This is a genomic window from Pseudomonas sp. TAA207, from assembly GCF_001529285.1.
Taxonomy (GTDB): domain Bacteria; phylum Pseudomonadota; class Gammaproteobacteria; order Pseudomonadales; family Pseudomonadaceae; genus Aquipseudomonas; species Aquipseudomonas weihenstephanensis.
In genome coordinates, this window is the sequence record NZ_LLWJ01000071.1 from 20,300 (window position 1) to 43,336 (window position 23,037).

The 23,037-nt window shown below is 54.8% G+C and carries 27 protein-coding genes; 3 read left to right on the plus strand and 24 right to left on the minus strand.

Annotated elements, in window-relative coordinates; genetic code table 11:
• Positions 1-56: 56 nt before the first annotated feature.
• The 21 genes from AP059_RS18280 to AP059_RS18365 all read right to left on the minus strand — a co-directional run bounded on the left by AP059_RS18280 (position 57) and on the right by AP059_RS18365 (position 15,901).
• Entirely contained in the window at positions 57-665 is a 609-nt protein-coding gene (locus AP059_RS18280) for a glycoside hydrolase family 19 protein (RefSeq protein WP_059764786.1), read from the minus strand.
• Between the two features lie 56 nt (positions 666-721).
• Positions 722-994 (minus strand): hypothetical protein, encoded by a 273-nt coding sequence (locus AP059_RS18285; RefSeq protein WP_059764788.1) that lies wholly within the window; start codon positions 992-994, stop codon positions 722-724.
• Complete coding sequence (locus AP059_RS18290; protein WP_059764791.1) at positions 987-1,343, minus strand: hypothetical protein; 357 nt, start codon at positions 1,341-1,343, stop codon at positions 987-989. The genes AP059_RS18285 and AP059_RS18290 overlap by 8 nt, the downstream gene beginning before the upstream one ends.
• Positions 1,340-2,167, minus strand: a complete 828-nt coding sequence (locus AP059_RS18295; RefSeq protein ID WP_059764793.1) for a hypothetical protein — start codon at positions 2,165-2,167, stop codon at positions 1,340-1,342. Before AP059_RS18295 ends, AP059_RS18290 begins: the two co-directional genes overlap by 4 nt.
• Positions 2,168-2,259: 92 nt before the next feature.
• On the minus strand, positions 2,260-2,955 hold the full coding sequence (locus AP059_RS22355; protein WP_131811533.1) for a hypothetical protein: 696 nt from the start codon (positions 2,953-2,955) through the stop codon (positions 2,260-2,262).
• Positions 2,952-3,260 carry a hypothetical protein gene (locus AP059_RS22360; protein ID WP_131811534.1) on the minus strand — a complete coding sequence of 103 codons (309 nt, stop codon included), beginning with the start codon at positions 3,258-3,260 and terminating at the stop codon, positions 2,952-2,954. Before AP059_RS22360 ends, AP059_RS22355 begins: the two co-directional genes overlap by 4 nt.
• Positions 3,253-7,107, minus strand: a complete 3,855-nt coding sequence (locus AP059_RS18300; RefSeq protein ID WP_059764795.1) for a phage tail protein — start codon at positions 7,105-7,107, stop codon at positions 3,253-3,255. Before AP059_RS18300 ends, AP059_RS22360 begins: the two co-directional genes overlap by 8 nt.
• A 65-nt stretch (positions 7,108-7,172) precedes the next feature.
• Positions 7,173-7,778: a tail assembly protein gene (locus AP059_RS18305; protein WP_059765183.1), complete on the minus strand. Its 606-nt coding sequence runs from the start codon at positions 7,776-7,778 to the stop codon at positions 7,173-7,175.
• Between the two features lie 58 nt (positions 7,779-7,836).
• Positions 7,837-8,493 (minus strand): tail assembly protein, encoded by a 657-nt coding sequence (locus tag AP059_RS18310; RefSeq protein WP_059764797.1) that lies wholly within the window; start codon positions 8,491-8,493, stop codon positions 7,837-7,839.
• A gap of 23 nt (positions 8,494-8,516) precedes the next feature.
• The gene (locus tag AP059_RS18315; RefSeq protein ID WP_059764799.1) at positions 8,517-9,287 is read right to left on the minus strand and encodes a C40 family peptidase; all 771 of its coding nucleotides are present in this window, start codon (positions 9,285-9,287) and stop codon (positions 8,517-8,519) included.
• Positions 9,288-9,289: 2 nt separating this feature from the next.
• A complete protein-coding gene (locus AP059_RS18320; protein WP_059764801.1) occupies positions 9,290-9,973 on the minus strand; it encodes a phage minor tail protein L in 684 nt (227 codons plus the stop codon).
• Positions 9,974-10,174: 201 nt separating this feature from the next.
• A complete protein-coding gene (locus AP059_RS18325) occupies positions 10,175-11,017 on the minus strand; it encodes a putidacin L1 family lectin-like bacteriocin (protein ID WP_059764804.1) in 843 nt (280 codons plus the stop codon).
• A 20-nt stretch (positions 11,018-11,037) separates the two neighbouring features.
• Complete coding sequence (locus AP059_RS22130; RefSeq protein WP_082706832.1) at positions 11,038-11,214, minus strand: Com family DNA-binding transcriptional regulator; 177 nt, start codon at positions 11,212-11,214, stop codon at positions 11,038-11,040.
• Positions 11,215-11,240: 26 nt separating this feature from the next.
• Entirely contained in the window at positions 11,241-11,579 is a 339-nt protein-coding gene (locus tag AP059_RS18330) for a phage tail protein (protein ID WP_059764806.1), read from the minus strand.
• Between the two features lie 37 nt (positions 11,580-11,616).
• On the minus strand, positions 11,617-12,846 hold the full coding sequence (locus AP059_RS18335) for a phage tail tape measure protein (protein WP_059764808.1): 1,230 nt from the start codon (positions 12,844-12,846) through the stop codon (positions 11,617-11,619).
• A gap of 54 nt (positions 12,847-12,900) precedes the next feature.
• A complete protein-coding gene (locus tag AP059_RS18340) occupies positions 12,901-13,035 on the minus strand; it encodes a hypothetical protein (RefSeq protein ID WP_371260638.1) in 135 nt (44 codons plus the stop codon).
• Positions 13,036-13,184: 149 nt separating this feature from the next.
• Positions 13,185-13,532 (minus strand): phage tail assembly chaperone family protein, TAC, encoded by a 348-nt coding sequence (locus AP059_RS18345; RefSeq protein WP_059764812.1) that lies wholly within the window; start codon positions 13,530-13,532, stop codon positions 13,185-13,187.
• A gap of 8 nt (positions 13,533-13,540) precedes the next feature.
• A complete protein-coding gene (locus AP059_RS18350) occupies positions 13,541-14,032 on the minus strand; it encodes a phage tail tube protein (RefSeq protein ID WP_059764814.1) in 492 nt (163 codons plus the stop codon).
• A 66-nt stretch (positions 14,033-14,098) separates the two neighbouring features.
• Positions 14,099-14,290 carry a hypothetical protein gene (locus tag AP059_RS18355; protein WP_059764817.1) on the minus strand — a complete coding sequence of 64 codons (192 nt, stop codon included), beginning with the start codon at positions 14,288-14,290 and terminating at the stop codon, positions 14,099-14,101.
• A gap of 31 nt (positions 14,291-14,321) precedes the next feature.
• Complete coding sequence (locus AP059_RS18360; protein ID WP_059764820.1) at positions 14,322-14,675, minus strand: phage holin family protein; 354 nt, start codon at positions 14,673-14,675, stop codon at positions 14,322-14,324.
• A 491-nt stretch (positions 14,676-15,166) separates the two neighbouring features.
• Positions 15,167-15,901, minus strand: a complete 735-nt coding sequence (locus AP059_RS18365) for a LexA family transcriptional regulator (RefSeq protein ID WP_059764821.1) — start codon at positions 15,899-15,901, stop codon at positions 15,167-15,169.
• A gap of 184 nt (positions 15,902-16,085) precedes the next feature.
• Here AP059_RS18365 and mutS point away from each other — a divergent pair, with 184 nt between their 5' ends.
• Entirely contained in the window at positions 16,086-18,665 is a 2,580-nt protein-coding gene (mutS, locus tag AP059_RS18370) for a DNA mismatch repair protein MutS (protein WP_059764823.1), read from the plus strand.
• Positions 18,666-18,795: 130 nt separating this feature from the next.
• Positions 18,796-19,119 (plus strand): ferredoxin FdxA, encoded by a 324-nt coding sequence (fdxA, locus tag AP059_RS18375; protein ID WP_048362742.1) that lies wholly within the window; start codon positions 18,796-18,798, stop codon positions 19,117-19,119.
• Positions 19,120-19,238: 119 nt separating this feature from the next.
• On the opposite strand, the gene AP059_RS18380 is transcribed toward fdxA, so the two are convergent.
• From AP059_RS18380 to AP059_RS18390, 3 genes are all read right to left on the minus strand, one after another.
• The gene (locus tag AP059_RS18380; protein WP_059764825.1) at positions 19,239-19,868 is read right to left on the minus strand and encodes a CoA transferase subunit B; all 630 of its coding nucleotides are present in this window, start codon (positions 19,866-19,868) and stop codon (positions 19,239-19,241) included.
• 2 nt (positions 19,869-19,870) lie between these two features.
• Positions 19,871-20,569: a CoA transferase subunit A gene (locus tag AP059_RS18385; RefSeq protein ID WP_059764827.1), complete on the minus strand. Its 699-nt coding sequence runs from the start codon at positions 20,567-20,569 to the stop codon at positions 19,871-19,873.
• Between the two features lie 376 nt (positions 20,570-20,945).
• Positions 20,946-21,617, minus strand: a complete 672-nt coding sequence (locus AP059_RS18390) for a TetR family transcriptional regulator (RefSeq protein WP_059765185.1) — start codon at positions 21,615-21,617, stop codon at positions 20,946-20,948.
• A gap of 267 nt (positions 21,618-21,884) precedes the next feature.
• On the opposite strand from AP059_RS18390, the gene AP059_RS18395 reads away from it, so the two are divergent.
• Positions 21,885-23,036: an efflux RND transporter periplasmic adaptor subunit gene (locus tag AP059_RS18395; RefSeq protein ID WP_048362739.1), complete on the plus strand. Its 1,152-nt coding sequence runs from the start codon at positions 21,885-21,887 to the stop codon at positions 23,034-23,036.
• Position 23,037: the final 1 nt, after the last annotated feature.

The window sequence follows — 23,037 nt, forward strand, 5'->3', positions numbered from 1 at the left end:
GAAGCGCAAAAAACAGCGGTCTAAGCTACACCAGCAGCCCCGTGTTGCAAGCCACGCTAGCGGCAAAATGTACATAACGCTGCCTCATAAAGCCGCCTTCGATCTTCCTGCCCCTGCACTCCCCCGTTGAGCCTGCGAGTGATCTGTTCAAAACGTTGCAAATCAGCCAATTCATTCAATCCATTTTCAGACCAAAACCAGGCCGCTGACAGCGCCGCATAATCCGGTATTTCCAGCAGCTCGGGCTCTGCCACGCAGTCAACCCCCAAAGCCTTGCTGCATGCTTGGTAGTTATACTTACCGGTAATCTGAATTAACCCACGACCGCAATACCTGAATCCGTCACCCGGCTCAACATTGCCCAAGCGATTGCCATAGGCTATCTGCGCAATCAGTGACGGCTGCCCCACGCTGGCAGTTGCCATTTGCGGTGTGAAACGCTTAGGCCAAGTGGCAAGCAAGGCTGGAGCGCTATAGTTGAAACGCTCAACCAGATGCCTCAGCTGGGCAGATTCATGACCCACTTGAGCGATAAACGCTGCAGCCCGCAGCGGTCCTTGAACCTCATACCGCAGCATTGCCTGGTTGAGCGCAGTGACAAAAACGCTGGCACTGTCACCAGCGCCTGGAAGTATCTTTTGTAACTGCGCCAAGGTGATATGCATGAGCGTCTCCAGGCGAAAAAAAACCGCTCTAAGCGGGTTCGGTTGACGGCTGAATTTCAGCTGGGACGAATGGGGCGATGCCTTGAATCCGGGTAGTACTCAGCGCCTTCTTGCCAGGCCCGCACCAAAATCCGATGGTCGCGCCATTGGCGTTCAGTACCCGGTATTTTCTCGCCGTCCTCGAGCGCTTCCAATTGCACACTAACGAAGGAGCGTTCCTGCTCAACCCATTTAACTTCCTCGGCGATCAGAGGGGCTAAGCGTGATGTTTCTTTTTCAGCTGCAATATCCGCAGCACTGCGAAGTTGCGACCAGTCGATGTTATTCATGAAGGGCATTCTCCATGGGTAGTGGATCTGGGGCGATAATTTTATCCGGTTGCGGTAGGCGTATTTCCCCGTCCAAATCGATAACAATCGGTTCAGGAAATACCTGAGCGCTACTTGCGCCCTCTCCGTAAGGAAGCATTAACACCAGAGTCAATTGACCATCAACTCTAGTGATAGGTGACAGGAAGAAATGTCTATTGACCTTACTCATCAGCGCGGTATCAGGAAGGCTGTCGCCCTCTTCTATCCGTGAAAAATCAAATAACTCACCATTTACAATAAGCGCATCACCCTTTTTTTCGAGCGTTAATGAAGCATCGGCTCTTATACCCCCCAACCTAATATTCATGCTTTCCACCGCCCTATGGCCAAAAACCAGAATCTGAAATTTTGCACAGTGGCGCCATTTCGAACAAATAGCGTAAATCTGGAACTTCCAGTTTCCGCACCGTAATTAATGCCAATAACTCCGTAATGATCATGATTTGACAGAGGAGTGGCCGTCGGTATAACTGTGGGCGTACTGGTTGAGAACGGATGAGCAAACATCGTAGGTTGATTAGACACTGTCGCATTAGCAGGTGCCGCATTTACCGGCTGAGCTTCGCCATAGCACAAAAGGGTTCCATCCCGAAATTTAGTATAGCCTCCATAACTATTTACCCCTGATTCTATAATCCCCCCACTCTCGATAGCACCAATCACATTATCTTCGTGATAATTTTTGCGCCATTTTTTTGGCCGTTCCTCGCCAACCGCAGTATTTCTCGTATATAAATCGCCATTACGCCAATTACCAAACATCTGAAAAGCATATTGCTCGTTAAATCCCATGGTCAACAGTGCGCCATCACTGGTCCCTGGATAACGAGCACCCAAATAATGAAAGGCCGCGCCTGCATTATTTTTAATCGGTAGATCAGCGTCGGATACCGCCCTGGCGGACAATGGTCTTCCAAGACCATAATCACCCTGCTTAGTAACTTTGTAAGCGCCACCCAGATACGTTTCATCCGTAGCACTTGTTATATTCGCAGTACTGGCTGTACCGAGTTGTGCTTTATGCTCATAGAGTTCTTGCGTCATAAAGTTAACTTTTTGACTGGCCGTACGCGGCGGATCACCGCCGAGGCCAGAGGGTGGTGTACCTAGAATTATTTCTTGTCTTGCCATATGCTTCTCCAAACCTGATACAACAGATTGACTTGTTTTTTAAAAGCGCACATTCATTGATAACTTCTTCCACCATCCCAGCACTAAATAAATCAAGGCATTGCCACTAACAAAGGCCAATTCATTATGGGCGCCGGAACTTTAAATGTAATATTCGAAATCTCGATATAGGATCTAGAGCTATCGGAAAACCCAATAGACACATCCCCTAAAGTCAATGAGTTACTATATGCCTGCCCAAAATGACTAACCATAAAATAAGCCTCCCGACCATATACCCAAGGGAGGCGATAAATCCATGCACCTTGAAACATTGTTAAATTTAAAAAAAAATAAGGCGGCCATACTTGCCCCCCGCCCAGGAAATTCATGATCTTATATGCACCATCAAAAACCAACCGTGCAGAAGCATCTCTCACTTGCATTCCATAACCCGGCACAGACTCAGGATTCATTCCACAAGCACAGTACTTACCCGCAGTCAAAAAACCACTGGCTACAGACTCATAATAACCGACTCTAAATGTAAAACCTGTCCAACTCCCCGGGCGACCTTTATGCTGGAAATAAAAATGCACCCCTATACTGCCAGGCGAGATAAATACCACAGGAGGATACTCAGTAACTATTGCAGACGAATAACTAACATCGACCACTGCGTAAGTACCGTCCTTACTAATTACAACAGCGCCCGAATACACACCTTCACTCATAACATGTAACAGACCATGTTCACTATCAACAACAGCTTGACCTGCCGATCCAAAACACTCAAACCCATAGTTCATTTGTAATGCACCGCCAAAATAAGTAATGCAAGAGCAGATTCCGACAAGGGAGACGCAGCGAATCGCAAAATAACATTTGGGAATTTACCCACAATTAAATACTCAGACAAAACCAAAAAAGGCCCATCGTATGAAGTAACTAATATCACACCCTTATCCGGATCAAAACTTGGAATGGGCACATCCTCACCAGAGGGCGAAATTCCTGGCTTAATGAGTGAGAATACTGTCCGCATAGAATATGAGTCAGCGTTCAGGTACTCAACACCGCCCCCATCATAAAATTTAATCCCAAATTCATTCACTTAGATCTCCCAGCTGAACTCGCTTGACTTGATTGGCATCATAAACTCGCAGCGATCTATTGGTCATTATCATTCGACCTTGACCGGGGACATTACCGTTGATTTCGAACATGCCGGACTTATCGAGGCGCCATCCACTAGTGCCTGCCACATAGTTACTTGATGCTATATAACTACCAATCATTGCATTTGTAATAGTTCCATTCTGAATAAATGCCGAATCGATAAATACGCCCCCTCCCTGCACTACAAAAGGTGTAAATACCTGACCTCCGGTTTGTCCTCCCACCACTGCGAATCGATCAGCACTCACCAGGAACTGACTTTGCGTTACCCCTTCGGCATTGGTGTCAATCCCTAAGCCCACGCCTGCTGCCACCAGTTGACCATTGGCATTGACCTGCATTTTTACCGACCACATGGTCGACAGGTCTCCTTTAAGATTCGCTTGGGCTTGACTGAGCATTTGCACAGCCGCTGTATTTTGACCCGACGTCGTCTGGAGTGAGTCAACACGCTGACTGATCGCCCGATCGGTGTTAGCCAATGCCAAGGTGTCCGATTTAAACGTCGCAGCATTACCCTCGATCTTGCTGTCCAGTTGGGTCACACGAGCGGTCAAAGCCGAGTTGGCGCTCACTGCCGCTTTGGATACATCGACGATGCTCGCGGCGTTCTGCCCGACCTTGGCTTCCACCACATCAGTCCTGACCGCTTGTGCGAAATGACGCTCAGCAATCACTGACATTAGCGATTCAGCACCAGCCGACGCGGTTTGGTCACCTGCACTCCCCGCTTCAGAGCCCGCAGAGGCACTGTTGACCAAGGTGTACACACCCTCAACCCTTTCAGCATTAGCCCTGACTTTTCCGTCCAGTGTTTGCACCGTACCGGTCAGTGAGTTCAGACCGTTAGCCGTGGCTTGCAGACCGCTGGCCGGATCGTTGACTTTGAGATTGATTGCATTGAGCTGTTGGGCCTGAACCGTCAGGTTCCCCGCCTGTTCGCGGATGCTGGCCGAATTTTTCTGCACTTGCAGCGACAGCGCATGGCTCGTTTCGGCGAGAGTCCCCAGATCAACCCAATAGGCGACGTCCGGTGGCGGATGCCGGGAAGTGACCACGATGGCTTGAAAGAGCCGGCTGCCCAAGCGAGCTATTTCACCCACTGAGTAGGATTTGGCGTTGTCGTACTCAAGAGCATCGGTGATTTCACCGATCAGTCCTTCCAACTCTTGTCGGGTTTTATCCAGGCGCTGGTTGACAGAGCCACTACCGGCGCCGTCGATCAGCTCAATGCGGTCCAGCAGGTGTTTGCCCAGTTCGCTTTCGCCTATTTGCCCGGCAATGAGGTCAAGTACCGGGCTTGCATCAGCGCTGGATTGCCCCGCAACCCCCACACCCTCAGGAAACCAAGGGCCGATATTGCCTGTGCGATCGACTAGGCGCGCCCAGAAGAACAAGCGCACGCCCGCTGCCAGCCCCATGAGCGTGATATCGCTTTGAGGGTAGGCATAATCGCCATATTTACGGGCGGTTGAACGTTCAGGTGTGAGGCTGTACCAAATTTCAGTGCGCTGCAGGTCAGCGCTGCTGACGCCCGCCGGGATCTGCCATTGAACTTTAATAGCAAACACCAGCGATTCGGTGGTCAACTTCGACACGACCGGTGGCAAGGTGGTTTTGCCGTTGAGGACAGTTTCTACCGAGATGCTGTAGAGCGAGCCGATGTCCAGCGCGTTGATGGCGCGCACTTTGGCCACATATCGCCCGGCATAAATGCCTTGCACATCCAGCGAATTGCCACCGGTACGCCCGGCGAAGACCCATTCGCCGTCGTTTTTACGCCAGTAGACTTCAAACGCGATAGCGTTGGCCGGGCGTTCCCAGTCAATGGTCATGACATTGATCACACTGCCCTGCTCGACAAAATGCGCGTTACTGACCCGCACAGCAGTTGGCGCAGACTGGACGCTCGGTGGGATAACCGAAATGGGTGGAGACTCGATGCGCGAACCGTTGTCGATAGCGCTGTATTTGTCAGACACATGCTTGACCGCGCTCAGGCTGTAGCTGATTGAGCTATCAGCGGTGTCTTCAGCAATGGACAGAACGCGAAACAATTGTGTGGCTAGGCTTGGCGAGTCGAGCGCCCACATCGAGTGCGACGGCGGCAGCTCTTCGAGCCGCTCTTGAAGAGTCACACGCTGGGTAGCATCGAGCATCTCCACCGTTTTGACCATCCTCGATACCGCTTTACCGTTGGGCATGACCAACGTCACGGTGTCGCCGCTCAGCGCTTTGACTTCAGCGTCCAGGGTTAAGGTATCGAGTGTTGCGTCGTGCAGACGGCCACCAATGCGCCGACCCGCACGGTCGTTGTCGGCAATACGAATGATCTGACCCGGACGTGCGAGTGTGCCGTCGAGCCCGACTGAAAACGTGACGCTTTCGGTTTCTAAACGATTGGTGAGCAAGGCCCATTTTCCAATGCGTTGGGCTTGAGCCTGTGAAGTACACCCGGTAGCGCTGATTTCAGTCTGTTGGATACCGTAGCGGGCAATACCTTCGGCATCGTCGACGTATTGCACTTTTTGTCGATAGAAGTCAGCCGGGTCATTCCAACTGACGAGGGCCACGGTAAAACGGGTCTTTTTTGCCGATCCGGCATAGGTGAACGTACCGCCCAGTACGTTGGCATTGGAATAGGTGTAAACCGGATCTTCTGGCATATCCGCAACCGCCATCACTGAGCCAGCTCCCCAGTACGACATGCCGCGGAAGGTAGTGGCCAGGTCCTGCAAGACTTTCAGTGCGTCAGCGCGTACCGACAAATACAGGTTGCAGGTGAAACGCGGTTCAGTGCCGCCCTTACCGTCTGAGACCGGTTGGTCGCAGTACTGTGCGATACGGTACAACTCCCATTTGTCGACCTGGCTGGCGTTGAGCAAATGCCCGAGGCCGTAGCGCTGATGGAGTAACAAATCGTAGTAAATCCACGCTGGATTATCGGTCCATGCGGACTTGAAGGTACCGTCCCACACGCCTGAGTAGTGGCGTGTTTGCGGGTCGTAGTTGCTCGGTACGCGAATGATGCGCCCCTGCAACTCAAAAGCGCGCGAGGGGATAGCTTGAAATTGCGACGCATCGAATTGCAGGCCAATGATGGCCGAGCCTGGGTAGCGCAGTTTACCGTCGATGACATCGGTGATGGACTCTACGCTGGTGGTGTCGGCGATCGCGCCGCTGACCGCGTTCGGCGTCAAGCGCCGTACCCGCACAGTCCAGCCAGTATTGGCAGGTGGCAAATCCACGCGATGGGAGCGTTCATATTTGGTGGAGGTCTTGCCGCTGAATGCGGCATTGAGCACCGATATGAAAGGGCCGCCATCGGTGGCCAACTCAATGACGTATTGCACCGTGTAGCCGTTGGTGTCGCCATTTTTGGTGTCTGTTTGCGCCAACCGAGCAACCGCCAAACGGATGCGAACGGCTGACAATTGCAGGTTAGTAATGGCTTTGGTCCAGGGCTGATCGCTGCGCAGCTCAATCGAAACGGCGCTTTCGTTTTCAACCGCCGGGAAGCCGGGGATGTAGGTTTGATCTTGACTGCCCGAGCGGGTGTCGAGGGTCACGCCGCTGAAGTTCAGGCTGCCATCAGCATTGGCCAACGGGGTTTCATCCAGAAACACCGAGCGTTTGTCATGTTTCAAACCTACGATCTCGCCTTCGCTGACAAGGTCAAGGATGCGGGCGTAAGCGGTACTTTGCAGGCTGTCTGGCGCCTCGACAGAAGGCCGCGGCTTGGATCCGCCGCCCTTGCTGCCAGCGATAGTAAGGTCAGTCATGGCTTTCCTTCTGGCGAAATAAAGCCCGCCTGCGGGCGGGCTGGTTTGAAGAGGATGAGGGGCGTTTAACGCTGATCCTCGGCGTAGATGCCAGCGCTGATCACGGCGCTGCCGACGATCAATTGGCCATAGAGCAAACCCACCGGGTTGCCTTGGGCACTGGTGTTGACCGGCCCGTTAAAGCTATAACTGGCGCGATTTTCGGGGCGATCCTGAGCACCAAGCCCTTTGGGCTGCGGACTGAGCATTTGCAGCACGCCACCGAACGCCAGGGCCGCGCCCACTTGGTAAAGAAAAGGTGAAGCGCCAGCAAAAGGCGTGAAGGACAGCACAAAAGCTGCCGCCACCAACACCGCCCCGACAATGGTTTGTAGCGAGCCTGCGCGCTTGGAGCCTGCGATGACCGGCACGATGCGAATCACCGATTTACCGGTAGGTTGGCCCAACTGATCTTCTGCCAAGTTATGTGTGCCGTTGAAGATGGCGAATCGAAGCCCGTTGCCCTGGCTGTCGAGCATGTACTGCTCAAAGCCTGGAAACTGCTTGAAATAACCCATGGCATCTTTTAAACCTCCCGTAATTGCAACACGATGCCGGCGACCAAAGCGCTTGGCCAGTGACCCCGAAAGCAACACGGTTTGCAGTTTTTGCGGTACAGCGGTTGCAGACATATGCAGGCCCTGACGTGAAGAACCGCCAGCCGGCGGCTGATAAAAAAAGGCTGCGCGGTTACAACTGATCCTGAGCATAAATGCCAGCGCTGATCACCGAGCTGCCGACGATCAACTGACCATAGAGCAAACCCACCGGATTACCTTGGGCGCTAGTATTGACGGGGCCGTTGAAGCTATAGCTGCTACGATTTTGTGGACTGTCTATTGCGCCCAGTCCTTTGGCTTGGGGAGACATCAATTGCATTACGCCGCCCATGGCCATTGCAATACCCATGCTGGACACCATCGACCAATTGCTCATGCCAGCAGCGGCTGCGGTGCCGGTACCTGCCGCCGCGCCGCTTGCACCTGCACCGGAACCTGCCGCCGCTCCGCCACTGAAGTACGAAGCGGCGACAATCAACGCCACGCCTACGATAGTTTGCAATGAGCCGGCGCGTTTGCTTCCCACCAACACCGGCGCAATCCGAATGTCGGTACTGCCGGGCGGTGCCATGAGTTGTTTATTGCCAATGTTCTGCTTGCCCAAAAAGATGGAGTACGCCACCCCGTTGTCTTTGGACGCCATCAAGTACTGTTCAAAACCGGGAATCAGGATGCCCAGCGCCCGGACAGCTTCGGCCACGCTATTAACTGCCAGTTGATGCACTCGGCCAAAACGTGCGCCCAACGTGCCATAAAGACGCACAGTGCGTATTTTTTCGTGTTGCATACGGATGCTGCTCCTTGCGGCCATTAGCGCGGCGCCTGGCGATGGCGCCAATAACCTGTGGTTACCTCGGCCCAATAACCGCCGTAGGTGTCGCGCCGACTGTCGCGGCCATAAAGGTGGTGAAGAATGGCGCCCGGCGTGGGGAAATGCTCGGGCTCAGTGCTCAAGGTGCCGTCTTGCAAGTAGATCGCCGCATGATTGGGCACCGGTGAACGGATCTGCATCAACACAATGTCGCCCTGTTGCAGGCTGTGTACCCGCTCAAACCCGGCAGCAGGCAGGTTGTCCAGATACAGGTTGCCACCGCGCTCCCACCAGCCATCTTCGCGCTCAAAGCTGCCCAGATCGATGTGCATCTCTCGCTGGTAGTAGTCGAGCACGATGCTCAAACAATCATGCACGCCGTGGGCAAACGCTCGCCCGAGCAGAGGAGCTTGATAGCCGCTGGGTTGCAGGTGGACCATTTCCCCAGGTTCAATCTGCCCGCTTTCATGACGGCGTACTTGCAAAATGTGCCATGGCAAACCAGACGCTTCACAGGCCACGCGATCTGCCTCGCTGGGCGTGGCCGGGTAGTCGGGATGGCTGTGCACCACCGCCAGCACTTCGCCGCGCTCTTCGGCGCCAGCGAAATCTTCAGGGGCCAGACGAAAGTGTTCATCAGGTGTTCTGGCCGTGTTACTGCAGGGTACGTACACGCGCTTGCGGCCTTCGCGAATAATCAGCCCACAGCATTCCTGGGGATAGCAGCCGATGGCATGCCGTTCAATTGCGGCTTGAATGGCCTTGTTCATAGTCAACTCCGCAGCAGGCCAGCGGCCGGGAAGGAGCCATAAGACAGAGGCTCGGTTTCACCAAAACGCAGCTTGCAACTGCTAAGGCGGCCGCCGCATTTGTCCTTGGCCGCATCCGTGACGATCACATCGTTGGCGTCAGCGACCGGTGGGCCGTTATAGCCACAATAAGGGCCGCGATAACCGCCACAGCTTAGCCACCAGCACACGTTGGCAACGATTTGGCGACGCGGCAGTTGCACGCCGTTAAAGTCCAGCGCACTGGCCAACTCAAATTTCAAGGTCGCATTGTTCTCAGCCACCTTGCGTTCTATATACCAAGTGTCCGGAGGCAGTTCTTCTTGCGGATCGGCCTCGGGTTGACCGTCCAGATATTTGCCCAACGTGCGGTGGCGCACCAGACGGGCGCCGACCAAGTCTTCAAAGTACAACGTCAGTGCGGTAATAAAACCGCCGACATTGCCCACTGATAAAGTCGGCGTAGGCTGCATGCCCTGCCCCGACATTTCAAAGCCTTCAGCGACAATCGGCCAAGGTGAGTATTCGAGTTCCTGCCACACAATTGAGGCTTGCTGGGGATAGCCGTGGAACCGGTAAATCTCGGCGCCCAGGGAGGTGGCATCCAGCTCAAACAGCTCGACCCACGCCCCAGGCTCCAGTGTCTGGATGTCTGCATTGATTGACATAAATGCTCCGGGCAAAGAAAACCCCGCGCTTGGCGGGGTTTCTCAAGTAAGTGAAAGGTCGCCTGCCCTATGAGAGAAGGCGATACTTTTCTTGGGATTCGCCGCAGAGACAAAGGTTAAAACTTCGAGTCTTGGGCATGATTTTAAGCATTGACTACGTACGCAGACTCAGGACGCGGACGTGACATCCGGCAGGGTCATTTAAAAACTCCACGTCCAGTCTTTCCAGGTAGGAAGTGGGCCTGTGCCGTGATCCGGGTAAAAGACCCGGCGCGGCTTGAGTACGGGAGTGAAACCAAAGCGTGCCCAAACGGGCAATTCAAAAGCGATCGAAAAGCCGCCATTGGGTTGAAGCCTGGCGAATGCTCCCGTACGTCCTGCGGTGCCTGTCTGCCATACGACGCCATTAGCTGCATTTAACAACACGAAGTTTCCATCCGCCTGCATCACAGCACGTACCGCACCTTGGCCTTGCGTGTGACTGGCCCAGATCGCACCACCCGCCGGACCAAATACAACCAGATTGCCGTCCGCCTGAAATACCAGTCGCGAAGCCCCTGCGACATAGAACTTACCGATCTCCAGTGCGGTCTCGGCTGGAAAGACCAAAGCATCAACCGCCGCAGGATCCGGCGGCAATGCACCGTTGCTGTTCCACAGCGAGCCAAAATCCACAAGCAGCATGTTGCCGTCGTTCTGAAGAATCATGTGGGTCCGGTTCCACTGATCTTTATCGGTAAACGTGGTATTGACCGACGCCCACGTGCGTTTACGGCTTGGGTCATCCAAAAAGGCCGAGTACTGAATGTAAAACGCTGAAGGGATCTTCTGGCGTAACACAAGTGTGTTGCTATAAGGCTGGCTGGCGTCTGCCACCCACACTTGGGCGCCGTTATCCTGCAATACCAGATTACCGTCAGGCTGCAACACTAATTTGAAGCGGCCATTGGGCGATTGTAGAAACTGTCCGGCAGACATTGTTTGATAAGGAGGAAGGATTGAACTGCCGTTGTGTTGAAAAGGTATACGTGTGCGTGCTGCCATGATTTCACCTATTGAGTAGATCAATGTTGTCGCGCAACAATGGCTGCACGTGTGTCGCTCAAAGGCGATGGATCGAGACTCAAGGTCTTCACAGCATTCAACGTCGCACAGCGCGAACATTTGATTTGGAGCTGGCTGTTTTCACCGACGCGTGCCAGTAACCGGTTGCATTTGGCGCAACGAAAATCTGCGAGCATGAACAAGTCCTTTTGTTTGTACCCGCTCAGGGATGAAACGCTTGCTCGAACGTGGCGGCCAAGGTGTAGAGCCCTGCGCCCATCGGGGTCGGCTGGTAGCGCTTGCAGCGGTAGAGTGCGGGTTCGCTCAATGGTGCCGCCCAGTAAAAGGCTGTGGCACCAGCGTGCTCATCCAGAAAGTCGATAATGGCTTTTATCTGCACCTGATCGCCGACAAATGTCAGTGGCCAGGATTGAGTTTTGTGGTTGAGACCGTCCTTGAGCACTTGCTGATACCCATCACCGAACTGGGCAGTTTTGAGGCGAAACTCGACCGTACCCACCGGTTCGACTTTAGGAATCCAGGTAAACGTTTTTGCGCTCATGTGTTCTCCGGGTGTGGGCCGTTGCAGCCGCTGATATTCAGCGGCCGTGGATGGCGGACCAGATTTGCCCGCCCGGTTTAAGGTCGCGGGCGATTTGTTCGGCTGCGCCCTGCTTGGCTGAGCCTGCATACGCCTTTGCAATGTCTTGACTGGCTGTCTCGCCGCCCGCCGTGTTGCCTTGGCCATCGGCCACGTTAATGGTTTGCTGGATCACCACCTGATTACTGCTGCTTGAACCGCCTGAACCACTCAGGGCGCGAATACCCAGTGCACCATCGGCACCACGGCTCAAAGGCATGATCGCTTCTGGGCCCGCTTCTCCAAATAACGCCATCGGAGCTAACGTTGGGCCTGTGGCCACGCTGTTAGTGAAGGCACCGCCATTGGCAAATTTATAGGCAGTGAGCCCGCTCGTACTCAACGCCGGGTTGAAGTCGAACTCAAACCCCGGCAACGAAGCACCACTCACTGGGGGCGTCGACGGCGAGTTAAACATCGCCCCCACCGCGCTACTGGCCATGCTGAACAAAAAACCCAATCCTTTGGACGCAGCGGTCTGAGCAGCCAGTTGCGCCATGTCCTTGAGCACAGAGGTCGCAAAATCGGAGAACGAAAACTTACCCGTGGTTACAAACATTGTCACCGCATCGCTCATACCCTCAAAGGCTTTGGTGAACACCTCTCTGGATTTCGCTGCCACATTGCCAGAAGAGTCCAGATAGTCCTGCCATGCAGACGTTGCACCATTAACCCAATTACCTTGGGCTTGGCTCATCTCTGCGTAATTGGCTTGCACCTGTTGGGTGAAGTCCAGATGCCGGTTTTCGATTGTTTTCAGTTGACTGAGATACGCCTCGCCACCCTGACCGTTGGCACCCTCGGGAAACTGGATCTTAAGGGCGCTTTTAGACTGAGCGTACTCCGTGTCGATGCCGCTCAGTACGCCAGCACTAGCTTGCTGACGCTTACCCATACCGACTTGAGCGGCCGCCAGCGCGCCACTCGCCTTCAGAGCTATCAACTCTTTGGCATAAGGCACGTTCAACTGCATATCGGTTTCGCGCTGCACAGTTCTGAAAGTGCCTTGGGTCGCCTGCGCAATTGCTTGGCCTGAGGCCGTCAGGGTATCTCCCACGTGCTTGCCCGCCGTTTCGACGCGCTTTTGTATAGCTGTCATCCGCTGCTCGGTGATGCGCACGGCTTGTGCCAACATCTGCTCAAGGCCGCTCAGGTCAACCGTCCAGTTCGTTTTAGACGCTGTTGCCATAGTTTTCTCTCTGCTCAAAACCCGTCGCAGTGACAGGTCGGTTGAGGATCAGACTCAGCGCCATTCACTCATGGCCTGTTCCAAGGCCACGCCTAGACGCCGTTCATACGGCATGAAATCCATCAACTGGGCCTCACCACCGCCTAGCCGATACGCCTGCAATGCAATGAGCGCGCTGCTGGCTTCCATCCTTCGCGCAAGGTTGAGAGAGCCATATCGATCGATATACCCCCCCCACGCGAGCGCTTCCCGGTAACTCATGCGCTTTTTGGCTTCGTCTATGGTTCGGCCGCCGATTCCGTTGAGCACCAGTTCGTGCCAAAACTCATCGGCGGCCGTCAGTTCTTTGTTCCTGCACCTCCTGTACCGTTAACTTCATTCACGGCATTGAGTAGCAGGAATCCCAAGCCGGGCTCCAGGCTGTAGGCATCTTCGTAGCTCAACGCCTCATCGGCGTCCTGCCCCAAACGAACTGAGGCAGCGATATATCGCGCATTGCGACTTTGCTCACTGCCATCCGATGCGAACAACTGTTCTATCACCCCAAAAGACTGACGTCGCACGTGCACCGTCACGGCGTCGGTGATGCTGTCTCCTGCCGGGTCAAGGTGAGTCCACTGCACGACTTTTTTTACGCAGTTGCCATCGACAATGCCGCCGCTGGCTTTGAGTTGCTGAAGGTTCATAGGCGTGGTCAGACCTTTTTGATCCAGGCGGAACCGCCGGTACGCTGGATGCTCACGGTGGTAGTCACCACGGCATTGAGGGCGAAGTTGAAAGGAAAGTCTGCGACGTAACCGTCGAACGCGAACCAGGTACGAGTGGCAGGCAATTCAAAATCGTCGCCCCGAGTATTGACAGTGGGTTTGATGCCTTGGCCGTCGGACCAGCCCACGACCCATTTAATCCCCGTAGCACCTTTGGCCTCAGACAATTGATGGAGACGGATATGGCTGGCGTTTGTGGGGTCGGCATTCAGGCCAAGACTGGCCGTGCCGGGTGTGCGCAGACCTTTTTTATAGGTGCGCTCCTGAGCTTCAAGACTGGTGTCTTCAATTTGCTCAGCGGGTGCGCCGCCCGGATCGAAAGAGGTCGCGTGTTCAACCTCCAACACGGTGTAAGGCGCGCTGCCATCGAGCGCTGGCACAAGCGCGAAAATTTGTGTGCCTTGGGTAAGAATCGACATCGGGTGTTCTCCTACGAACATTAAAAAACCCGCATCCGCGGGCTGTATGGATAAGCATGTTTGGGGTCAAGGTGCCGGTGAGCCATCCAGATATGGAGGCGCTGTGGGATCGGGCTCGCGGCTTTTCAGATAATCGACCAGCGCCTGATTGCTCTGCGCCAGGTCATGAAGCCTCGTATTCAAGGCCATCTGCGCATCTGACTGGGCTTGCAAGGCGCTGACCAGCCGATTGATTGCCGCCAGTTCTTCATCATTCATCGTTCACCTGCTGTGAGTGGAAAACCTCTGATCAAGGGGATTCGTCGGGAGGAGTATCTCGAGGCGGTATGTCGCAAACGCCCAGCCGCTTGGCCGTCCAGCGCTCATATAAGCCAATGGCCATATCGGCACCAGCCATAGCGGTCAGGCAACCGAATGCGCTCGCTGCCAACATAGATACGCCGTTGGCATACAGTAAAAAAGTAGCCGAAACCCCGCACACCATGCAGGCTCCGGAGCGTAACGCAATGCGTCGAACCAATGGCCAGCCGCGAGCGCCTTCTTTATCTGCACGCCACATTTCGCCCGAGACCCCGCCTAACAGCGCTAAAACGATGACCAGCCATATCGGCATGTCCAGCAACGCGTGTTCTTCAGGTGTCATTATTCGCCTCCTTCATAAATGCCCGTCAGCGGCAGGCGATGGGATTGACTGGGATACCTGCACATCCGTGGGTAGGCATTCCAAAAGGTCCGAAATGACCGGGGCGAACGCATGTCACACCGGCCGTTTCAGACATTTCAGCAATACGGCCCCGGATTTTTCGGCGCTACTGGCGCGGTACGAATCCATTCACATGTTTTTCCGACCGCGACCCTGTCCGCCAGATAACTGCTTACGGTGCTTTACGCTGCACACCCGGGTCAGTTGCCAACCCTCTGAACGATAAGGCTCGTCCATCGCTGCCTGTTCACTGGCTGTAAGGCCGGCTTGAGACAGATACTATGCATGTATGCATATACAGTCAATGCACAAATGCATTTGTTTATTCATAATAAATGCATTGGAGCATAAATCCTTTTAAAATCAATGCGCCCGACTTTTTTAGGGGCGAAAAAAAACCCACTTATCAGTGGGTTTTTAAGACATACAGACTATCGGGCGTACATGCCCCACCAGAAAACATGACCAAGGATGGCTATTTGCTCTTCTTGCATATCCTGAAACGTATAGTCCTCATCAGGATGTTCTTCGCGATTAAAACTGCGAAGGCGTATTCCCGAAGGCAGGCGATACAGTTGTTTTACCCGCAGCTGGCCATTGTGATTGATCGCATACAGGTCGCCATCAATGATGTCTCCTATAGAGGTTTTCCCCGCATTCACCCCAACCGTCGCACCGTCGCGCAGTACTGGCAACATGCTATTACCGCGCACAGTGACGCATTTGGCCTGGTCGAACTGCACGCCGTTATGGCGCAGGCTGCGCTTGCCAAAGCGCAGTTTAGACTTCTCACTTTCTTCGATGGCGAATCTTCCTGATCCAGCAGCCAACTCAACCTCACGTAAAAAAGGGATACAGACTTCATCGTCTTCGATGGGCGTGTCGTCATCCCACAGAGTTATGTCCTTAAGATCTTCATGCCCTGGCGGCGACAGCTCATCACCCGGTACTGAAATCTCAACGCGCCCGCGTAATTGATCCGTGCTGACCCCAAAATACTCAGCCAAACGAGAGATATGTTTATCCGAAGGATCGGCAATCTTGCCGTTCAAAATGCGCGAGAGCGTGGATTGAGGCACACCTGTACGCCGGTGAAGCTCTGTAGGAGAGATCCCTTGGCGAGCAAGCAGCTCTTTTAAGACGGTAGAAACAGTACGATTGTGCATGACGCGAATAGTGATTACATTTTTTACTGATCGCAAATGCTATTTGGCATATTGCGCGATTCGTTGTCTTCCCACCGCGCCTGCTAAGCAGGCATTACCCGTGTTAACCTTGCGCCCATTGCAAAAAGCCGTGCGTGGCACCCGCTTTTCACCCCTCTTTTTAAATGAATCCGCCTAAGCCCTAATGAGTAAAAATACCTCCGATCTGTCCTCACACACGCCGATGATGCAGCAGTACTGGCGCCTGAAGAACCAGCACCCTGATCAGTTGATGTTCTATCGCATGGGCGATTTCTACGAAATCTTCTATGAGGATGCAAAGAAGGCCGCCAAATTGCTGGATATCACTCTCACGGCGCGTGGGCAGTCGGCAGGGCAGGCGATTCCGATGTGCGGGATTCCTTACCACGCAGCCGAAGGCTATTTGGCCAAGCTGGTCAAGCTCGGCGAGTCGGTGGTGATTTGCGAGCAAGTAGGCGACCCGGCCACCAGTAAAGGCCCGGTCGACCGTCAGGTGGTGCGCATCATCACGCCGGGTACGGTCAGTGACGAAGCGTTGCTGGATGAGCGCCGCGATAACCTGATCGCCGCCGTGCTGGGTGATGAGCGCCTGTTTGGCCTGGCCGTGCTGGATATCACCAGTGGTAACTTTTCGGTCGTCGAGATCAAGGGCTGGGAAAACCTGCTGGCTGAGCTGGAGCGCATCAACCCGGTTGAGCTGATGATCCCGGATGACTGGCCACAAGGCCTGCCAGCCGAGAAGCGCCGTGGCGTACGTCGTCGAGCGCCGTGGGACTTTGAGCGCGACTCTGCACTAAAAAGCCTGTGCCAGCAGTTCTCGACCCAGGACCTTAAGGGCTTTGGCTGCGAGAACCTGACCCTGGCCATTGGCGCCGCAGGCTGCTTGCTCAGCTACGCCAAAGAAACCCAGCGCACCGCCCTGCCCCATTTACGCAGCCTGCGCCATGAACGACTCGATGACACCGTGGTGCTGGACGGCGCCAGCCGACGCAACCTTGAGCTGGATACCAACCTGGCGGGGGGGCGTGATAACACACTGCAATCGGTGGTTGATCGCTGCCAAACCTCAATGGGCAGCCGCTTGCTGACCCGTTGGTTGAACCGTCCGCTACGCGACCTGCCCGTTCTGTTGGCGCGCCAGTCGTCAATCACCTGTTTGCTCGATGGCTACCGTTTTGAGCGCTTGCAACCGCAGCTCAAGGAAATCGGCGATCTGGAGCGTATTCTGGCGCGTATCGGCCTGCGTAATGCGCGGCCGCGCGACCTGGCCCGACTGCGTGATGCCCTGGCGGCACTGCCTGAACTGCAAGACGCCATGCTGGACCTGCATGCCCCGCACTTGCAGCAACTGGCCGTGACCACCAGCACCTACCCCGAGCTGGCCGCGTTGCTGGACAGAGCCATTATTGATAATCCGCCTGCGGTCATTCGCGACGGCGGCGTGCTGAAGACCGGCTATGACGCCGAACTCGATGAGCTGCAAGCCCTGAGCGAAAACGCCGGTCAGTTTCTGATCGACCTGGAAGCACGCGAAAAAGCCCGCACCGGACTGGCCAACCTTAAGGTCGGTTACAACCGAGTGCACGGTTACTTCATCGAACTGCCGAGCAAACAGGCCGAACAGGCACCCGCCGATTACATTCGCCGTCAAACCCTCAAAGGCGCCGAACGGTTTATCACCCCGGAACTCAAGGCGTTTGAAGACAAAGCCTTGTCGGCCAAGAGCCGTGCACTGGCACGCGAAAAGATGCTTTACGAAGCGTTGCTCGAAACCTTGATCGGCGAGTTGCCACCGCTTCAAGACACGGCCGCAGCTTTAGCCGAACTGGACGTTTTGAGCAACCTGGCCGAGCGTGCACTGAACCTCGATTTGAATTGCCCGCGCTTTGTTGAAGAACCGTGCATGCGCATAAGCCAGGGCCGTCACCCGGTGGTTGAGCAAGTACTGACCACACCGTTTGTGGCCAACGATCTGGCACTGGATGACAACACCCGCATGTTGGTGATTACCGGCCCGAACATGGGCGGTAAATCGACTTATATGCGACAAACCGCGCTGATCGTGTTGCTGGCACACATCGGCAGCTTTGTTCCGGCCGCCATCTGCGAACTGTCGCTGGTCGACCGGATCTTTACCCGTATCGGTTCCAGCGATGACCTGGCCGGTGGACGCTCGACCTTTATGGTGGAAATGAGCGAAACCGCCAATATCTTGCATAACGCAACCGAACGCAGCCTGGTACTGATGGACGAAGTGGGCCGCGGCACCAGCACATTTGACGGTTTGTCGCTGGCATGGGCTGCGGCAGAACGACTCGCCCAGCTTCGCGCCTACACGTTGTTTGCCACCCACTATTTCGAGCTGACCGTACTGCCGGAAAACGAGCCATTGGTGGCCAACGTGCATTTGAGTGCCACCGAGCACAATGAGCGCATCGTCTTCTTGCACCACGTCTTGCCCGGTCCGGCCAGTCAGAGCTATGGCCTTGCAGTGGCGCAATTGGCGGGGGTTCCGGCCAATGTCATCACCCGCGCACGGGAGCATTTGAGCCGTCTTGAAACCACCAGCCTGCCGCATGAAGCGCCTGCTCCGGTGCCCGGAAGAAAATCAGCGCCCCAGCAGAGCGATATGTTTGCTAGCCTTGCGCATCCGGTGCTGGACGACTTGGCCAAGCTTGATCTTGACGAGCTGACGCCACGCAAAGCCCTTGATTTGCTCTACACATTAAAGACACGCATCTAACCATGCGCTAGAATCGCGCGCGGTTCGGGATGCTACTGGCCTTTTAGCCTGATCAGTGGATATCACTCCCGAACCTGGCGAACCCGACCTGGAAGGGCTTCGCTGCCGCCGCCTGAGGAGAAAATTAGAAATGACCTTCGTCGTCACCGACAACTGCATCAAGTGCAAGTACACCGACTGCGTAGAAGTCTGTCCGGTGGACTGCTTTTACGAAGGCCCGAACTTCCTGGTGATTCACCCGGACGAGTGCATTGACTGCGCGCTTTGTGAGCCTGAATGCCCGGCGCAAGCCATCTTCTCCGAAGATGAAGTGCCCGCTGACATGCAAGAGTTTATTCAGTTGAATGTGGAACTGGCTGAAATCTGGCCAAACATCACTGAACGTAAAGACGCTCTGCCGGACGCGGCAGAATGGGATGGCGTGAAAGGCAAGCTCAAAGATCTGGAACGCTGATTCACGCTGCACCAAAAAGCCCCGCCTCACCTGAGCCGGGGCTTTTTTACATTTCAGGGCACGCTACGTAGTCGCAGCCTTGTGTTTCTCGTCAGCGCCTACAAGCTTTGATCAGCGTTTTAGCCGTTGATCACACAGCCCGTAGCTTCTTGAAGTTGTTCACGGGTAACACCTGAAGCCAACTCAACGAGCGTGAGACCTTGCTCCGTCACATCAAGCACGCCCAGATCCGTGATGATTCGATCCACCACGCCTACGCCGGTCAGCGGCAAATCACACTGCTTGAGCAGTTTGTGAACGCCACCTTTGGCAGTGTGCTCCATCAACACGACGACGCGTTTGACCCCTGCCACCAGATCCATTGCACCGCCCATGCCTTTTACCATCTTGCCGGGAATCATCCAGTTGGCCAGGTCACCGTGCTCGGAGACCTGCATCGCCCCCAGGATCGACAAGTTGATGTGCCCGCCGCGAATCATGGCAAACGAATCGGCACTATTAAAGAAGCTGCTGCCAGGCAAGGTGGTGATGGTTTGCTTGCCGGCATTAATCAGGTCGGCATCGACTTCGTCTTCGGTGGGAAATGGGCCAATACCCAGTAAGCCGTTCTCACTTTGCAGCCACACGTCCATGCCCGCAGGAATGTAGTTGGCCACCAGCGTCGGCAAACCGATACCCAGGTTGACGTAGAAACCATCCTGCAATTCTTGGGCGGCGCGGTGCGCCATTTCTTCACGAGTCCAGGCCATGATCAGGCGCTCCGCACAGTGCGTTGTTCGATGCGTTTTTGCGGGGTGGCATTGAGTATCAGCCGCTGCACATAAATCCCGGGCAGATGAACCTGATCAGGTTCAATCTCACCAACTTCAACGATCTCTTCAACTTCAACTACACACACTTTGGCCGCCATTGCAGCCAGCGGATTGAAGTTACGTGCGGTTTTATTGAACAGCAGGTTGCCGGACTTATCCGCCTTCCAGGCTTTGACCAACGCGACGTCCGCACGCAGTGAACGCTCCATGACATACCATTCCCCGTCGAACTCTCGGGTTTCCTTGCCTTCGGCAACCAGGGTGCCGTAACCGGTTTTGGTAAAGAACGCCGGAATACCCGCGCCCCCCGCACGCAGCTTTTCAGCCAGGGTGCCTTGCGGGGTGAATTCCAGCTCCAGCTCGCCCGCCAGGTATTGACGCTCGAACTCTTTGTTCTCACCCACGTAGGAAGAAATCATTTTGCGTATTTGACGGGTGGCCAGCAGTTGGCCCAATCCAAACCCGTCGACACCCGCGTTGTTGCTGATGACGGTCAAGTCGCGCTTGCCGGTGTCACGCAAGGCGCCGATCAGTGCTTCTGGAATCCCACACAATCCAAAACCGCCCACGGCCAGGGTCATGCCGTCTTCGACGAGCCCCTGCAAGGCGGATTGCGCACTCGAGTAAATCTTATTCACTTGTTATTCCTCGAATTCACCACGCACACATGCCGTACGTGGCCTGCTTGCTTTAGTCGAGAACGAACACACAGTAAGGCAGGTGCCCGCTCCCCGATTCTGGCTGCATTGGCCTTAAGCCAACGCGTTGCCCGAGTGTAGGGGAAGGCGGCGCGGGAACTCTAGCCATGAGTGAAGATGGCGCACAAATAAATGCGCGAGGTGTCGCGCTTGCGCAACTCTTTGACGTGCAGGCCGCTCGAGTGGCCTTTCCATTAACGAGGTCGTAACAATTGACCTACAAAATACTTAGCTCGCTAACTTTAAACCCGCGACCTAGACGTATATAAAGACCGCCGGACTTTAAAAAGTCATTAGAGCAAAATCTTCTCTCGCCTTATGGCTGTAGGGAACTAGACTCAGATTCGGTTTTGTCTGATGTTCGCAGCGCAGGATTGAGTCGTAGCATGTCCAGGCCAATGTCGACCCATGTCTCTGCCTCTCCATGAAGCTCGAAACTGTCAGGAACCAGTAGCCATTGCCCGAGAATGCCGTCGATATAGGCATGTAAACAAATGGCGGCTCGGCGTACGTCGAGTGTTTTAGGGAGTTGTTGGCGATGAACTGCATTACTCAGGGTCAGCTCGATTCGACTGTTGCAGTCGGCCATCGCGACTTGGCGCTGACGACGCAAATCGCACATTTCGTCAGTGAATTCGCACTTATGAAACAAAATCTCGTTGATACGTCGAGTTTTGGGATCGTTCGCAACTTGATGAAACAAATGGATCAACAGCTTGCGCATGCAGCCAAGCGGATCAATTTCGTCCTGACTTTCACTGGCTTTTGCCAATGCGTCCAAAGGTTCATGCAGGCTATCGAGCATCGCCTGTACCAAGTCAGCTTTGTTGCTGAAATGCCAGTAGATGGCACCTCGAGTCACACCCGCCAACGTGGCAATATCCGCCAACGTCGTGCGCGCTACACCCCGTTCATAAAAGGCCCGTTCGGCCGCTTCGAGGATGGCACTGCGGGTTTCCTGAGCTTCTTCTTTGGTACGACGCACCATGGCAATAAAAACCTCAATCAGGGCGGTTCTGAGCACGGCGTAAAGCCTTCAAAACCTATATCGGGTGGCGTTTGTTGTGCCTTATCCCGGCCTACATCTCACGCATTGAAAAGGGTTGCGGCATGCCTTTAACGACACAACCCCGCTATTTACAAACAGACACGAATGTAAGTATATTCCTTAGCAAGCTACTTATCCACCCGGAACAGCTTTCTTTACCCTTCCACTATTCTTGTGCGCTTTCGCGTGCCTGACCCGAGGATCTTCATGCAATTCAAGCCAGCTGTTACCGCTCTGGTTGCCGCCGTCGCCCTGGCATCGCTGCTCAGCGGATGCAAAAAGGAAGAAGCGGCACCCGCACCCCAAATCCCTCAGGTCGGCGTCGTGACGCTCAAAGCTCAGCCGTTCACCCTGACCACTGATCTTCCGGGCCGAACCACGTCTTATCGTTCTGCCGAGGTTCGACCTCAGGTCAACGGGATTATTCTCAAGCGCCTGTTCAAAGAAGGCTCTGACGTCAAAGTTGGCCAACAGCTGTATCAAATTGATCCGGCTATCTATGAAAGTGCCGTATTGAGTGCCCGCGCGACCTTACAATCCGCCAAATCGCTGGCTGATCGCTACAAGCAATTGGTCGCAGAGCAAGCCGTGAGCCGTCAGGAATACGACAACGCTGAAGCCGCTCGCCTGGAAGCTGAGGCCACTCTCAATACCGCTCAAGTCAATCTGCGCTACACCAAAGTGCTGGCGCCGCTGACCGGCCGTATCGGTCGCTCGCTGTACACCGAAGGTGCGCTGGTGACCAGCGGTCAGGCCAACGCGCTGGCCGTTATCACTCAACTGGACCCCATCTATGTTGACGTGACCCAGTCCTCTGTCGAGATGCTGGAACTGCGCAAAGACCTCGCTGATGGCCGCTTGAAAAAAGCTGGCGATAACGCAGCCAAGGTCAAATTGACCCTGCCGGACGGCAGCGAGTACGCACAAGAAGGTCGCCTGGAATTCAGCGAAGTGTCGGTCGACGAAACCACCGGTTCCGTGACGCTGCGCGCCCTGTTCCCCAACCCCGACGAGATTCTGTTGCCAGGCATGTTTGTGCACGCGCAACTGGAAGCGGGCATCGACAGCCACGCGATTCTGGCACCTCAAGTGGGCGTGACGCATAACCTCAAAGGCCAGCCGACAGCAATGGTTGTAGGGCCGGACAACAAGGTCGAACTGCGCGTACTGCAAGCATCCCGTACCGTGGGCAGCGACTGGCTGGTCGAGAAAGGTTTGAACCCTGGCGATCGCCTGATCACCGACGGCCTGCAATTCGTCAAGCCAGGTGTTGAAGTCAAGATCATGGAAAAACCACAAGGCGCAACCCCGGCAGCTGCCCCGGCAACAGAACAAGCTGCAGGCAGTAAAGGGGAGTAAA